The organism is Ancylomarina sp., assembly GCF_041555295.1.
Classification (GTDB): Bacteria; Bacteroidota; Bacteroidia; order Bacteroidales; family Marinifilaceae; genus Ancylomarina.
In genome coordinates, this window is record NZ_JBFFKR010000020.1 from 1 (window position 1) to 15,792 (window position 15,792).

Below are 15,792 nucleotides of genomic sequence, written 5' to 3' on the forward strand. Positions count from 1 at the left end.
AGGCGATATCATAAATAAACTACCTGGTTTCGAGGTTAGCACAAATGGTTCGATCAGTTATCAGGGCAAACAAATTGAAAAGTATTATATAGAAGGGCTCGACCTGCTCGAAGGGAGATATGGAATCGCCAACAAAAATCTGTCACACAAAGCTGTGCGCACGGTAGAAGTATTGGAAAACCACCAATCCATAAAAATGCTCGACACACTTGTCTTTTCAGATAAAACTTCGATAAATATCCGTTTAAAGAAAAATATAAGTATGGCCGGCAAAGCAAAACTGGGTCTAGGAGCAAGCCCCCTTTTGTGGCAAGCGAACCTCACACCCATGCTGTTTAATAAAAACCAACAAGCCATTGCTTCTTATCAAAGCAACAATATTGGCGATGATGTATCGGAACAACTCATTCCACATTATTTTAGTGAAATGAAGAACGAAACTAAAGAAGAATTACTCGATGTTGTTTCGTTAACATCACCTGCAATTGATAAAAGTCGTTATTTAGACAACAACATTCATCTACTCACCTACAATCACATTCTTAAAGTCAACAATGATGCCGATCTTAAAGTAAATACATCATATGTGAACGATTACCAAAAACAGGAAGGTAGTATTCACAGCATTTATTTCTTGGCAGATGATACCATTCGCATGCACGAAAGCTCTTTAAACAGACATTTTACAAATAGGTTACAATCTGATTTTATATACCATGAAAACAGCAAAAAACAATATCTGAAGAATAAACTGAGTTTAAGCAGACATTGGGATAAGACCAAGGGCATCATCAACAAGGATGAAACACAAATCAATCAATTTGCAAAGAAACCTTATTCATCAATAAACAATCATTTAAAATGGATACTGCCCATAAATAAAAAGCATGTCACCGTAAAATCAAAAATCAGCTACAGCGAGACGCCACAAAACTTGGATATCAATCCCGGTGTTTTTGCTGACGTCTTAAACAAGAAAGGAATCAGTGATAGAACTCTGCAACACATCAATCTAAACAGTTTTGTAAGTGACAATTCTATTAGCTTCACATTAAGTAAAAAACATTGGCGATTCGATAGCCACATCGGTTTCGAATATCAAAAAAAGAGACTCAATTCGTTTATCGAGGTCAACGGAATGGAAAAAGAAGATGCCTATCTAAAAAACAATCTAGATTGGGAATTCCTGTCCCCCTATTTTTCGGAAGCTTTCCGCTACGAAACACCCAACCTTAATATCAGTTTCGAAGTGCCAATCAGATACGTCGATTATAAGATCGTCGACAGACAGTTGCAGAAAAGAGAAAGCCGAAATAAACTGCTTGTAAGCCCCTCTTTCTATCTCAATTATAAAATAAATGGCTATCTCAGCACAAATATCTCTTTAGACTACGGCAATAGCTTTGGTGATATATCAAACATCCATTACGGCTATCTAATAAGCAACTATCGGACATTAAGCATAAGCGACATTCCACTCACAGAAAGAGAGAACTATAAGTACAGTGCTCAACTGAAATACACCAACCCTATAGGAAGCTGGTATGCCTCCTTAATTTTGAATCAAACATTATCGACAAAAAACCTGCTATTAGATCAAAGCATTGATCAGGATGGCAGCACACAAATAAGTGCCCTATTGCAGGATAATGACAGTAAAAACACCAACGTCTATTTTAAAGGAAGTAAACTCATATATGATATCGGATCAACCTTGTTTTTCAATGCGAATTATCGGTACACTAAGAGTGAAAGGCTTAGTAATGGAAGTTTAAATGATGTCAAAAAAACATTCCTTTTGCTGGAACCCAGACTTAGTTTTAGCAAATTCGCTTGGATGAACATGGATTATAAATACCAATATTCTAAAATGAGTCAGAATGTGGCATCCTCCAAGATCGATTTCATCAATAATAATCATCTTCTAAATCTGGATTTCTTTCCAATCCCCCGACACAGCATCGGCATCGATTTAGAATATTACAGCAGTCAGGCAACGTATACCCATAACGAAACCTATTTCGCAAATATGAACTACAGCTGGAAACCAAAAAATACAAAGATGACTTGGGAATTGAAATGCTACAATCTTTTTGATGATGACAAAATCACCTCATATTTTAATACAGAAATAGCAAGCATTATCAACACATATGAGATACGCCCTCGACAATTTATTATCAGTCTGGAATTCTCACTTTAACCTTTATAACTTTCTTTTTACATCATTCCCAATAAAAAAAAAACAACCCCAAGTAAAACTGGGTTCTCTGATGGTTTAAGAATAGAGACTACGGAAGGTTTCAGCCTGTAGAAACAGGTAAAGACACACAGAGATCAACACCCAATCATCTCACCCTCTTCGTTTTCGAAGAGTTAAAGAACATATCATATACTGAACAGCGAATTGTAATTTTAGTTAAATTCATTCTTGATAAAAAAGAATTATTAATTAACATTTCAAATTAAAGTTATGAAGAGTAATGATTTAATACAGGTGGCATATACACCTGAAGAATTGGAAGCTTGTAATACAAATATTGCTGCACTAGAAGTTTTTGCGGGCAAGCATGCTCCAAATCTATCGGCTGACGACCGTCAGGCCTATGGTTCGATAGACGAGACCAACAAACTGTTTGTAAATAAAACCAAAACCTTGATGGAGCAGAACCCGAGTATGGTTCCCGTTTTTATCAATCAGGAAGAGTATCAACGGGATTTTATTGCCCGTGAAGAGATTGAGAAACTCATTTTAAAACTCGACACAATCAAAAGAAATTTGAGCGATACTAAAATCCTATTGGATCATGATAACTATCACGATGCTTTATCCTTTTATCGTTCGGTTCGCTACCTAGCCAAAGAGCAACAGCCAGGTGCTATTGCCATTCAGGAAGAACTGAAACAATATTTCTTATCTAACAGAAAAGAAAAAGAAGCTGCCATATAGAATCATCAAAGAGAGCTAAGCCATTTAGCTCTCTTTTTTTTGCTCATTGAGGCTTATCATCTACAACAGTCAAATAAAGTTTAGACACTGATTAAATATGATTTTTTATAATTACAAAAATATCTATTTCAACCTTGTACACAGATCATAACTGATCATTAAAATCGGCATCTAAATATATGTTGCAGTCTATAACATTTAACTACTGACACCCTAGTAACCAGAACAAAATCTACTCCTCCTGTTTTCTTCAAGCTGTAGGTTGAGAGCTCTTCGAAGAAAGTACAAACGCCCACTTAATTAGGCCTACAAAGCAGTTCAGTACCGCGTTCACCCACCTATACAAGTGGTTTGTACCACTTCGGAGCCCCGGCATAGCAGTTCGAGACCCCGATTTACCACCTATACAAGTGGTTCGTACCACTTCGGAGCCCCGACATACCAGTTCGAGGCCCCGATTTACCCCTTATACAAGTGGTTCGTACCACTTCGGAGCCCGGACGAATTAGGTTAAATAAAAACTCCCAAATCTCATTAAAATTAGATATTACACCTAATTTTAGGTGCCCTATTCCTATACGATATCGCAAATGCGGAGGCACCTTCCCCATTCCTATTTTTTTCTCTACCTTTGCGATCGAACTTGAAACCAAGTCCCTAATCACAAATTTCATTTTTCATTAGGGCACAAAAAGGAGAAACTATGCAGGAAAACAATACACAAGGAACCGATATATCAACATTGGGCGAGTTTGGTCTAATCAAACACCTAAGCAAAAACGTAAAACTAAGTCAAGCAACCACTCATAAAGGAATTGGTGACGACGCGGCAGTTTTAAACCAAACAGGTAAAAAAACGATTGTAACAACTGACCTATTGGTTGAGGGCATCCATTTCGATTTAATGTATACGCCACTTCGTCACTTAGGATACAAAGCTATTGTGGTGAATGTTTCTGATGTTTACGCTATGAATGCAGAGCCTAAGCAGGTGACTGTTTCTTTAGCTATTTCGAAGCGTTTCACCGTGGAAGCTATCGACGAAATTTACGAAGGAATCCATATGGCTTGTGAGAAATACAATGTCGATTTGGTTGGTGGCGATACCACATCTTCACTCACTGGTCTTTGCATTTCGGTAACGGCCATTGGCGAAGCCGATGAAGATAAGATTGCTTACCGTAGCGGTGCTCAAGTGAATGATTTAATTTGTGTAACGGGTGATCTTGGTGCAGCTTATGCAGGTCTTCAACTTTTAGACAGAGAGAAGCGCATTTTTGAGAACAACCCAGAAATTCAACCAGACCTAACAGGGCACGATTACATCTTGGAACGTCAGTTGAAGCCAGAGGCTAGAAAGGATATTTTTGAAAGCTTACAGGACGCTAAAATCGTTCCTACGTCGATGATTGACATCTCTGATGGCTTATCTTCAGAACTCTTCCATATTTGCGAAAAATCGAATGTAGGTTGCCAAATTTACGAGGAAAAAATTCCTATCGATTTCGAAACACACAAAATGGCTGAAGAGTTGAATATGAACTATTCTATTTTCGCTCTTAATGGCGGTGAAGATTATGAATTACTATTTACAGTTCCTTTAGATAAATTTGAAGAAATTGAAAAGATGGCAGACGTAAAGGTCGTTGGTCATATTTGTGAGGCTAGCAAAGGAAAATACATGGTTGCTCGAGATGGAACTGAAATTGCTCTTCAGGCTCAGGGTTGGACAAATTTTACTGAATAGATCTGTTGATGAGTTGATCAGATAATGTGGGGATGAGTTGATGCGATGATAAGGTGATGTGTTAATTTGCTAAAGGAAAAAATGAATAGCATATTCCACTAAAATAGATCAAACAATTAAAGCAGGCAGTTTCTTAGGAAGCTGCCTGTTTTGTTTTAAATGCATTTCGAAACCTGACAGGTTAGATATACAAGACGCAAGTAAACCTGTCAGGTTTCTTTCAAAAAAAGCGCTTGTTTCGTGATTGAAACAAGCGCTTTTTAATATGAAATATGATTAAAATATTACTCTGGGAAATACCCACGCATAATACCTCGTTTCGAATTCTTAACGAAAAGAATAATCTCGTCACGCTCTGGTGATGCAGGCATTTCAGCTTCAATAGCTTCAATAGCTGCATGGTTATTCATCCCTTTTTGGTATAAGTAACGGTACACATCCTGAATCTCGCGAATCTTTTCGTTAGAATATTCACGACGACGTAAACCAATTGAGTTAACACCTACGTAAGAAACTGGTTCGCGTGCTGCTTTCACAAATGGAGGAATATCTTTACGAACAAGAGAACCTCCTGAAACCATAACGTGAGAACCAATATGAACGAATTGGTGAACTGCTACCAAGCCACTAAGAATAGCATAATCATCAATCACAACCTCACCAGCAATCTGAGAAGCATTTCCGATAATAATATTATTCCCAAGCACACTATCGTGAGCAATGTGAGAATAAGCCATCAACAAACAGTTATCACCAATAATGGTTTTACCTTTTGCAGATGTTCCTCTGTTAATGGTTACACATTCACGAATGGTTGTATTGTTTCCAATCTCTACAGTCGTTTTTTCACCACGAAATTTCAAATCCTGAGGTACAGCACCAATTACGGCACCAGGAAATACATTACAGTTTTTTCCAATTCTAGTTCCTTCAAGAATGGTTGCATTTGAACCAATACGTGTTCCTTCAAGAATCACAACATCCTTATCGATGGTTACGAAAGGCTCGATAACCACATTATCGGCAATTTTTGCCTCGGGATGTACATAAGCTAAGGGTTGCTTCATTTTATATTTTTTATTTACACTTCGGAAGAATAAGCGCACAAGCCTTAGTCTTCTCTCCGATAGATGAAAATTTCTATTCTAATCTAAACAAGGTTGAAATAACAAAAATTATTTCTTCTTGGCAATCTGAGCCATAAATTCACCTTCAGCTACGATGGTATCACCTACGAAAGCCAAACCCCTCATATTAGCAATTCCGCGACGAATAGGCGATAAGAATTCTAATTTGAAAATTAAGGTATCACCTGGCACAACCTTTTTTCTAAACTTGATATTATTTTGAGTCAAAAAGTAAGTTCCGTAATTATCTGGATCCTCTACCTGACTTAAAACCAAAATACCACCACATTGAGCCATAGCTTCAACCATTAAAACCCCTGGCATTACAGGTTCTCCCGGGAAGTGACCTACAAAATAAGGTTCGTTCATTGAAACATTTTTCACCCCTACGATACTATCGCTTTGAATGTCGATAATCTTGTCAACCAACAAAAATGGAGGACGATGTGGTAACAATCTCATTACCCCATTAATGTCTAAAACAGGCTCTTTATTAGGATCGTAAGCCGGTACTGAATCTTTTCCCATCTCTTTTTTAATTCTATTGATTAATACTTTAGCCATCTCGGTATTAGGACCGTGCCCTGGGCAGGTTGCAATCACTCTGCCCTTTATAAACTTACCACAAAGTGCTAAATCACCAATTACGTCAAGTAACTTGTGACGAGCACATTCGTTATCAAAATACAAATCTAAATTACTTAAAACACCTTCTTTTACTTCAACACTTTCGTGATCGAACAAAGCAGCAATACGATCTAGCTCGTTTTGCTCCATTGGCTGATCCATAATAACAATCGCGTTGTCCAAATCACCCCCTTTTACAAGGTTGTTATTCAAAAGAAATTCTAACTCACGAACAAAAACGAAAGTACGACACATCGAAATCTCATCCTTATATTCGCTTAAACTATTCATGCTTGCGAACTGATTTCTCAAAACCTTCGAATCGAAAGAAATCATTGCATTTACACTAAACTCATCATCTGGAAGAATGATTAATTCTGATCCTTTTGCTTCGTCTTTGTAAACAATCTTCTCTTTAACAACAAAATACTCACGATTTGCTGCTTGCTCTACAATACCAACTTCCTCAATCCCTTCAACGTAGAATTTTGCGCTTCCGTCCAAAATTGGCGGCTCCGAAGAACTAAGCTCTATCATACAATTATCAATACCACAACCATACAAAGCTGAAAGGGCATGCTCAACAGTCTGAACCTTACATTCGCCTTTTTGCAAAACAGTACCTCTTGAGGTATCTCCAACATATTCAGCACTTGCCTTAATCGTAGGCTGTCCTTCAAGATCAACTCTTCTAAATTGATAACCGTGATTTTCTGCAGCAGGTAAAAATTTAATAGATACCTCTACGCCTGTATGTAATCCTTTCCCAGTCAGAGAAAATTCTTTTGCTATCGTTCTTTGTTTATCAGCCATTCTTATTCAATACTCTTGTTCTTATTTAAGATTTAAATCACAACTAAAACTTTGTGCTTCGATCACTCTCAAATAGTTTATTTTTTCAATTCTTTTAATTCTTTCTCCAATGCCATAATTTGCTCACGCATTTTCGGAAGATTCTTGAATAATACATATGATTTTTGGTAAGGACCAAATTCAAAAGCTGGCGATCCTTGAAGAACCGTACCCTCTTTTTTAATATTTCTTCCTATACCTGATTGTGCTGCAATTTTTACTTCGTCTGCAATTGACAAGTGACCAGCCAAACCAACCTGACCACCAATCATGCAATTCTTACCAACTTTACTAGATCCTGCTATACCCGTTTGAGCAGCAATAACCGTATTTTCGTCAATTTCAACATTATGAGCTACCTGAATTAAATTATCAAGTTTCACACCCTTACGGATGATTGTCGATCCCATAGTTGCTCTGTCAACACAAGTGTTTGCCCCAATTTCAACATGATCCTCAATAATCACATTTCCAACTTGAGGTACTTTTTTATAATCGTTTGCCGATGATGGAGCAAATCCAAAACCATCGCCACCTATTACAACGCCAGAGTGAAAAATACATTCCGCTCCAATCATGCAATTCTGGTAAACTTTAACGCCAGAATTTAAAACTGTATTGTCACCAATGGTAACATTGTCACCAACATACACATGTGGGTATAGTTTCACATTCTTACCTAATTTTACATTGCTACCAACATAAGCAAAAGCTCCAATATAAACCTGATCGCCTACTGTTGCCGTTTTACTAACAAAAGAAGGCTGCTCAATACCTACATGCTGAGGTTTACTCTGCTCATACATCTCTAACAGTTGTGCTAAAGCCTGATAAGCATCCTCAACACGAATTAAAGTTGCTGCAATTTCTTTATCTGCAACAAAATCTTTATTTACTAAAACAACAGACGATTTAGTTTCATAAATGTAATGTACATATTTAGGATTTGCTAAAAACGATAAGGTTCCTGGCTCTCCTTCTTCAATTCTGGATACATTGTTTACTGAAACTGTTCCGTCGCCATCAACTTCACCATTCAGAAACTCTGCAATATCATTTGCTGTAAAATTCATCTTTTTATTTTCTATATGCCTTATAAATGAGTAAACACAGGGTGTCTACACTGAAAACCACTGAAGTTCGGATATTTCTTAATTTTAATATAAGGAATAATCTTTCGACTTTATGCTAAAACATAAGCCTGAATTATAGACGGTTCCAGAACTTGGTTTCGTTAGGCAAAATTTACGCAAATCTAATAAATATTTTAAGGCTATAAAAATTTAGCTCATAAAGCATGAACAATCATCTTAATATAGATTATCACTTAAGTTTCTCTTTTTGGTAAATTCACACCTATAATCGAATAATAATCGACAAAACACAAGAGCGAAACACACTGAAAGCAAGCTTCTTCTGCATGATTAAAATTTAGGGTAACAGAGGTAATATTTTTTGACAGTTTTAGATAATACTGAAATATTTAACATATCTGATGCCTCACCAATATCCTGTTGACTACCATCTTTGAAAAGAATATTTATTCTATCATCATCCCTATTATATGCATTATTCGTAATAGAGCCCTTAATTACCAAATAGTTCAATGCATGGTTTGAGCATCCCAATTGATCTTTAATTTTTTTACGAATACCAGCTACATGATCTTTGGGAAAAGGTTTCTTTTCAATTTCGATTTTAAAAAGTTGCCTATCCTTCATCGCTTTGCAGAGATAGGATAAAACTTTATCGGAATGATTAGCCCAAACCTTTATCGACACCATGATATCATTATCATCCAGGTCCGCAAAAATCTCGAGAGCATCTTTATCTCCTACAACTTTCTCCTTGCTCTTAAATTGTCTTAAGCCGACTTTATTATACAGAAAGTAGCGCAAAGCAGGTGTTCCAAAAAGATCTTCACCCTTATCTGCCAAGTATTTTGCTCTTTTGAGTATTCTCACCAACATTTCTTCTGCCGCAAGACTTGTTTTATGCAGATACACTTGCCAATACATCAACCTACGTGCAATAAGAAATTTTTCAATAGAATAAATCCCTTTTGCTTCAACCGCTAAATTTCCATCTACCACATCAAGCATTTTGATAATTCGAGTCGACCCAATTGCCCCCTCGCTTACTCCCGTAAAAAAGCTATCCCGACGCAAATAATCCAACCGATCCATGTCAAGTTGACTGGACACTAATTGATTTAGAAAAGGCTTATGGTATTCATTTTTAAAAATCCGGATTGCTAAATCCAATCGCCCACTAAACTCAGAATTCAACCGATCCATAAAGAATTCCGATAATCTTTCGTGAGTAATACCATCAACAATGCTGTATTCCAAAGCATGAGAAAAAGGTCCATGACCAATATCATGAAGAAGTATAGCTGTTTTAACCGCTTCAGATTCTTCAGGAGTGATTTCGGTCCCTTTAGACTGAAGAGATTCCACGGCCATCTGAGTTAGATAAGTTGCACCTAAAACGTGTTGAAATCTACTATGGTTAGCACCAGGGTAAACTAAAAAAGTCATACCAAGCTGTCTTATACGACGTAAACGTTGAAAAAAAGGATGTTCAACAAGCTCATAGGGGAGTCCTGATGGAATATGGATAAACCCATGAATTGGATCACTCAAAACCTTATTCTTCATCTTTTTATATTGAAATTATTATTAATAAACGCATATGCAAGATATTCATTTCATCAAAATCCACTCCATTCATATCACTTTGAATCTATAATTAAGCCATTCAGCCAAATTTTAATCCTGCTATTAGCAAATGTAACAAAAAGAGACACAAGCTATCACATATGACACCAAAACACCTTTCTCCTAAGCCAGGAAAAACCCATTATCTATTAGAAAACAATAATTTAGATACCTGTCATTTGCATATTAAAACAAATATATCTAATTTCGCAGCGAAAAGTAACAATTTCTATGTGCTTTAGGGGACAACAAAGTCCCCTATTTTATTGAAAGCAACTCCTTTATGATTGACAAAAAAACAATACAAGGAATTATTGAAAAAGAGATCGAAAATAGCGATCTTTATTTGGTCGAAACTAAAGTCTCGTCTGGCAATACTATTTCCGTAATGATTGACAGCCTTGCGGGTGTTCCTATCATTAGATGTATTGAATTAAGCCGTGCAATTGAAAGTCACTTAGATAGAGAGGTTGAAGATTTTGAATTATCAGTATCTTCAGCAGGAATTGGACAAACTTTTCAAGTGATACAACAGTATCATAAAAATGTAGGTAAAAATGTTGAGGTCCTTACAACGGATGGCGACAAATTCATCGGCAAATTATTAGTCGTTGGAGAAAATGAAATTGAAATTGAGGTTGAGGAATTAGTCAAAGTAGAAGGGAAGAAAAAGAAGCAATTAGTTGCTAAGAACCTAACATTCAACTTCGAACAAATAAAATCAACAAAAGATATAATTACTTTTTAACAAGTGAATCACTGAGTCATATGAACCTTATTGAAACTTTTTCAGAATTTAAAGAGTTAAAAAACATCGATCGTGCTACCATGATGAGTGTTTTGGAAGATGTTTTCCGAAACCTTCTTTTGAAGAACTACGGTACAGATGAAAACTTTGACATCATCATCAACCCAGATAAGGGTGATTTGGAGATTTGGAGAAATCGTGAAGTAGTAGAGGATGGAGCTATTGAAGATGCAAATCTTCAAATTTCACTATCTGAAGCGAAAAAAATTGACGAAGATTATGAACTAGGTGAAGAAGTAACGGATGAGGTTAAGTTCTTAGATTTTGGACGTCGTTCAATTCTAACCCTTCGCCAGAACTTGTCAGCTCGTATCATGGAGCTTGAAAAAGATAATATCTTCAATATTTATAAAGATAGGATTGGTGAGATTATTACCGGTGAGGTTTATCAGATTTGGAAAAAAGAGATTCTTGTTATCGATGATGATGGTAATGAGTTAATCATGCCTAAAGAGGAGCAAATCCCTTCAGATTACTTCCGTAAAGGTGAATCTTTAAGAGCTGTTGTTGTTCGTGTTGAAGTAAAGAATAACAGTCCTCTTATTATTATATCTAGAACATCTACAGTATTCCTTGAGCGTTTGTTCGAACTTGAGGTTCCTGAAATTTTCGATGGTCTAATTACTATCAAAAATATTGTTCGTGTTCCTGGTGAACGAGCTAAAGTAGCCGTTGAATCATACGACGAGCGTATTGATCCTGTTGGAGCTTGTGTTGGTATGAAAGGATCGAGAATTCACGGTATTGTTCGTGAATTGAAAAACGAGAATATTGATGTAATCAATTACACAACAAACACCTCATTGTTTATATCACGTGCACTTAACCCAGCTAAAGTAAACTCGGTTAAATTCAATGATGAAACAAAAAGAGCTGAAGTATACTTAAATCCAGAAGAAGTATCATTAGCGATTGGTAAAGGTGGTTTAAATATTAAACTTGCTGGACAACTTACGGGTTACGAAATCGACGTTTATCGAGAGAAAGTAGAAAACGAAGTTGAAGGTGAAGAAGATGTAAACTTGTCAGAATTTGGTGACGAGATTGAGCCTTGGATCATCGAGGAATTTAAGAAAATAGGTTGCGACACCGCCCGTTCTGTGTTGGAACTTACTGCCGAGGAATTAGAAAAAAGAACAGATCTTGAAATCGAGACAATCGAAGAAATATTAAATATCTTGAAATCAGAATTTGAATAAAGATTTTCAATCCTCAACATTTTTAGTTTAAGATACAGACATTTTAACAGTTAACTTCAGAATATGACACAAGTCAATAAAAATATAAGACTTAGTAAACTAGCACGAGAATTCAATGTAGGTATTACTACCATTGTGGAATTCTTAAATAAAAAAGGAATTGAAATGGATTCAAATCCTAATAATAAAGTGTCCGGAGAGGCTTATGATATTCTTGCAAAAGAGTACAGTTCAGATGTTAATCTGAAAAAGGAATCCGAGAAAGTAAATCTGAAGAGCACGCGTGAGAAGAAAGATCCTGTTTATTTAGAAGGTTCTGAACCAGTGCAAGAAGAAACTGTTGAAACACCTAAAGAAGTTGAACCCAAAAGCTCTTTTAAAGTGGTTGGGAAGATTGATTTAGATGCAGTATCAAAACCAAAAAAGAAAAAAGAAGAAGCAAAGGTAAAGGAATCGAAAGTTGAGAAGGAGCCTGTGAAGAAAGACGAGACCCCAGTATCTAAAGAAAAAATTGCGACACCTAAGGCTGAAGCTAGAAAAGAAGAAGCTAAACAACCTTCGGAGGCTATTCCCGAAGAACAATCTGTTAAAATGGAAGTGCCTAAAAAAGAGGAAGCAAAATCAGAAGCGAAATCTTCTGACAAAAAAGACGAATTTAAAGTCATCGGGAAAATTGATTTGAATGCAATGAATCAAAGAACCCGTCCTGCTAAAAAATCAAAAGCAGAAAAGGATGTAGAGAGAAAAGAGAAACAAAAAACGGTTACTCCTCCAACGGCAAAACCTGTTGTTGAAACTAAAGCAACTCCAGCAGCTGCTACTGCACCTCCTGCTAAATCTGAGAAGAAAGACGATGAAATTTTCAAATCATCAACTCAACGATTAACTGGTCCTACAGTTATTGGTAAAATAGAACTACCTGTCGAGAAAAAGACAACTCAGGCAGATAAAGATAAAGCCAAAAATCAGCGCAAGAAACGTAAGCGTATTAAGAAGGATGGCGAAAAAGTAAATATTGCTGCTCAAAAGGGTGAAGTCCGACAAAAAGGAACTGGTGCAGGTGCAGCTAGAGCAGCTGCTACAGGTAGTACTTCTGGAAGACCAGCAAAAGATTCAAAATTTAGTAAGCTGAAGAAAAAAGCTCCTGTCAAAAGAGAGGTTACTGAAGAAGATGTTCAGAAGCAAATTAAAGATACTTTAGCAAGATTGACATCTAAGGGTGGAAAATCAAAAGGATCTAGACACCGTCGTGAAAAACGCGACATGGTAAGTGTTAGACAACAAGAGATTGAAACTAAAAAAGAAGCTGAAAAGAACACCATTAAGCTTACGGAATTCGTAACAGTAAGTGAACTTGCTTCAATGATGGAAGTAACTGCAACCCAAATTATTGGAACTTGTATGGGACTTGGTCTTTTTGTATCGATCAATCAACGATTGGATGCAGAGACAATTACTGTTGTTGCTGATGAGTTTGGATTTGAGGCAGAATTTGTAAGTGTTGAGATTCAAGAGTCAATCGTTGAAGAGGAAGATAAAGAGGAAGATTTAATTTCTCGTCCTCCTATTGTTACTGTGATGGGTCATGTTGACCACGGTAAGACTTCCTTACTTGACTACGTGCGTCATGCGAACGTAATTGAAGGTGAAGCCGGGGGGATTACTCAGCATATTGGTGCTTACAACGTAAAACTTGATGACGGTAGACGCGTTTCGTTCCTTGATACTCCAGGTCACGAAGCCTTTACGGCTATGCGTGCTCGTGGTGCTCAGGTAACCGATATCGCAATTATTATTATTTCTGCTGATGATAACGTGATGCCACAGACAATTGAGGCAATCAATCACGCTAGTGCTGCGGGTGTACCTATCGTATTTGCGATCAATAAGATCGACAAGGATGGTTCAGATCCAGAAAGAATTAAAAGTGAACTTGCTAATATGAACTACCTGGTTGAAGACTGGGGTGGTAAATATCAGTGTCAGGAAATTTCGGCTAAAAACGGAATAAACATAGACGAATTACTTGAAAAAGTATTGCTTGAGGCTGAAATGCTAGAGCTTAAAGCAAATCCTAATAAGCGCGCCATTGGTTCGGTTATTGAATCTTCTCTGGATAAAGGTAGAGGTTACGTTACAACATTATTGGTTCAAGCTGGAACTCTTAAAGTTGGTGATATTCTACTAGCGGGTAGTTATACTGGTCACGTTAAAGCTATGTTTAACGAGCGTGGTCAAAAAATTGATTCTGTTGGTCCTTCGGAACCAGCACTGATCCTTGGTTTGAACGGTGCACCGCAAGCGGGTGATAACTTCAACGTAATGGAGAGTGAAAAAGAAGCGCGTGGGATTGCTAATAAGCGTGAGCAGTTACAAAGAGAGCAGGGGCTAAGAACTCAGAAACATATTACTCTTGCTGAAATTGGTCGTCGTATTGCAATTGGAAACTTCCAAGAACTTAACGTGATTGTTAAAGGTGACGTGGATGGTTCTATCGAGGCACTTTCTGATTCATTAATCAAGTTATCAACCGAAGAAATTCAAGTGAATGTGATCCACAAAGCTGTTGGACAGATTTCTGAATCGGATGTTATGCTTGCAACTGCATCGAATGCTATTATTGTTGGTTTCCAAGTGAGACCTTCAGTTGGCGCTAGAAAGATTGCTGAGAAAGAGGAAATCGATATCAGATTGTACTCAATTATCTATGATGCTATCGCAGAATTGAAATCAGCGATGGAAGGTATGCTTTCTCCAGAAATTAAAGAAGAGATTGTTGCTACTGTTGAAGTAACTGAAACTTTCGAAATTACTAAAGTCGGTACTATTGCGGGTTGTATAGTTCGTGATGGTAAGATCAAGCGTAACTCTAAGATTCGCTTAATCCGTGACGGTATTGTAATTTACTCTGGAACACTTGGTTCATTGAAACGATTTAAAGACGATGCTAAAGAAGTTGCTAAAGGTTATGAGTGTGGTTTGAATATCGATAAATTCAACGACATTAAGATTGGTGACATGGTAGAAGCCTTTGAAGAGGTAGAAATTGCTAAGAAGCTAAAATAATAGCTCAAAACATATATTATAAAGAGAGGCTGTTTCAAATGAAACAGCCTCTCTTTTTTTGTCCCTACCACAAATTACACGAAATTACATACTAGGGTCTTTAATATCGAGGAGAATGTTCTTATAAGATTAGAATTAGCCATTATAAGAGACTTTATGTAGGGAATGGCATTCTAGCTTATTCACAATACTAAATGCTAAGACAACAGAAGTAAGAACATAAAAAAAGCCCCGATAAATCGGAGCTTTATATATTGTAAGAATACTATTAAAGTAATTCCTTGTACTGATCAGCAGTTAATAGATCTTCTAATTCAGAAGCTTCTGCAACACTTACTTTAATAATCCACCCGTCACCATAAGGATCAGAATTTACCAAGTCTGGAGCGTCTTCCAACTTTTCGTTGAATTCCAAAACTTCACCACTCAATGGCATGAACATATCAGAAACAGTTTTTACAGCTTCAATAGTTCCAAAAACTTCTTCTCTATCTAAAGTCTCACCTTCAGTTTCAACTTCGATAAAAACGATATCTCCTAATTCTCCTTGAGCAAAATCAGTAACACCAATAAAGGCAGTATCACCTTCAACACGAATCCATTCGTGATCTTTTGTAAACTTTAAATTTTCAGGTACGTTCATGATTAATTCTTGTTTATATCTGGTTCATTATTTGCCCCAAATTTACATTTTTT

11 protein-coding genes are annotated in these 15,792 nt (G+C 36.7%); 6 read left to right on the plus strand and 5 right to left on the minus strand.

What is annotated here, in order from left to right:
• From ABY905_RS03230 to thiL, 3 genes are all read left to right on the plus strand, one after another.
• Positions 1-2,203, plus strand: a 2,203-nt coding sequence (locus tag ABY905_RS03230) for a hypothetical protein (RefSeq protein WP_372640413.1), incomplete at its 5' end; no start/stop codon positions are given.
• 270 nt (positions 2,204-2,473) lie between these two features.
• Entirely contained in the window at positions 2,474-2,950 is a 477-nt protein-coding gene (locus tag ABY905_RS03235) for a hypothetical protein (protein ID WP_372640417.1), read from the plus strand.
• 703 nt (positions 2,951-3,653) lie between these two features.
• Entirely contained in the window at positions 3,654-4,697 is a 1,044-nt protein-coding gene (gene thiL, locus ABY905_RS03240; protein WP_372640419.1) for a thiamine-phosphate kinase, read from the plus strand.
• Positions 4,698-4,981: 284 nt separating this feature from the next.
• Here thiL and lpxA read toward each other — a convergent pair whose 3' ends face one another.
• The 4 genes from lpxA to ABY905_RS03260 all read right to left on the minus strand — a co-directional run bounded on the left by lpxA (position 4,982) and on the right by ABY905_RS03260 (position 9,963).
• Positions 4,982-5,764, minus strand: coding sequence for an acyl-ACP--UDP-N-acetylglucosamine O-acyltransferase (lpxA, locus tag ABY905_RS03245; protein WP_372640421.1), 783 nt, complete (start codon positions 5,762-5,764; stop codon positions 4,982-4,984).
• A gap of 108 nt (positions 5,765-5,872) precedes the next feature.
• Positions 5,873-7,264 carry a bifunctional UDP-3-O-[3-hydroxymyristoyl] N-acetylglucosamine deacetylase/3-hydroxyacyl-ACP dehydratase gene (locus ABY905_RS03250; protein ID WP_372640424.1) on the minus strand — a complete coding sequence of 464 codons (1,392 nt, stop codon included), beginning with the start codon at positions 7,262-7,264 and terminating at the stop codon, positions 5,873-5,875.
• Between the two features lie 77 nt (positions 7,265-7,341).
• Positions 7,342-8,376, minus strand: a complete 1,035-nt coding sequence (lpxD, locus tag ABY905_RS03255; RefSeq protein WP_372640426.1) for a UDP-3-O-(3-hydroxymyristoyl)glucosamine N-acyltransferase — start codon at positions 8,374-8,376, stop codon at positions 7,342-7,344.
• 351 nt (positions 8,377-8,727) lie between these two features.
• The gene (locus ABY905_RS03260) at positions 8,728-9,963 is read right to left on the minus strand and encodes an HD domain-containing protein (protein ID WP_372640429.1); all 1,236 of its coding nucleotides are present in this window, start codon (positions 9,961-9,963) and stop codon (positions 8,728-8,730) included.
• A gap of 343 nt (positions 9,964-10,306) precedes the next feature.
• Between ABY905_RS03260 and rimP the strand changes: the two genes are divergently transcribed.
• From rimP to infB, 3 genes are all read left to right on the plus strand, one after another.
• Positions 10,307-10,771, plus strand: coding sequence for a ribosome assembly cofactor RimP (gene rimP, locus ABY905_RS03265; protein WP_372640431.1), 465 nt, complete (start codon positions 10,307-10,309; stop codon positions 10,769-10,771).
• Positions 10,772-10,791: 20 nt separating this feature from the next.
• Positions 10,792-12,030 (plus strand): transcription termination factor NusA, encoded by a 1,239-nt coding sequence (gene nusA / locus ABY905_RS03270; RefSeq protein WP_372640433.1) that lies wholly within the window; start codon positions 10,792-10,794, stop codon positions 12,028-12,030.
• 63 nt (positions 12,031-12,093) lie between these two features.
• A complete protein-coding gene (gene infB, locus ABY905_RS03275; protein ID WP_372640437.1) occupies positions 12,094-15,096 on the plus strand; it encodes a translation initiation factor IF-2 in 3,003 nt (1,000 codons plus the stop codon).
• 268 nt (positions 15,097-15,364) lie between these two features.
• Here infB and gcvH read toward each other — a convergent pair whose 3' ends face one another.
• On the minus strand, positions 15,365-15,739 hold the full coding sequence (gcvH, locus tag ABY905_RS03280) for a glycine cleavage system protein GcvH (RefSeq protein WP_372640441.1): 375 nt from the start codon (positions 15,737-15,739) through the stop codon (positions 15,365-15,367).
• Between the last annotated feature and the right edge of the window lie 53 nt (positions 15,740-15,792).

Coding starts and splice junctions, on each gene's coding strand:
- ABY905_RS03235 (WP_372640417.1), top strand. CDS start 2,474: ATGAAGAGTAATGATTTAATACAGGTGGCATATACACCTGAAGAATTG.
- thiL (WP_372640419.1), top strand. CDS start 3,654: ATGCAGGAAAACAATACACAAGGAACCGATATATCAACATTGGGCGAG.
- lpxA (WP_372640421.1), bottom strand. CDS start 5,764: ATGAAGCAACCCTTAGCTTATGTACATCCCGAGGCAAAAATTGCCGAT.
- ABY905_RS03250 (WP_372640424.1), bottom strand. CDS start 7,264: ATGGCTGATAAACAAAGAACGATAGCAAAAGAATTTTCTCTGACTGGG.
- lpxD (WP_372640426.1), bottom strand. CDS start 8,376: ATGAATTTTACAGCAAATGATATTGCAGAGTTTCTGAATGGTGAAGTT.
- ABY905_RS03260 (WP_372640429.1), bottom strand. CDS start 9,963: ATGAAGAATAAGGTTTTGAGTGATCCAATTCATGGGTTTATCCATATT.
- rimP (WP_372640431.1), top strand. CDS start 10,307: ATGATTGACAAAAAAACAATACAAGGAATTATTGAAAAAGAGATCGAA.
- nusA (WP_372640433.1), top strand. CDS start 10,792: ATGAACCTTATTGAAACTTTTTCAGAATTTAAAGAGTTAAAAAACATC.
- infB (WP_372640437.1), top strand. CDS start 12,094: ATGACACAAGTCAATAAAAATATAAGACTTAGTAAACTAGCACGAGAA.
- gcvH (WP_372640441.1), bottom strand. CDS start 15,739: ATGAACGTACCTGAAAATTTAAAGTTTACAAAAGATCACGAATGGATT.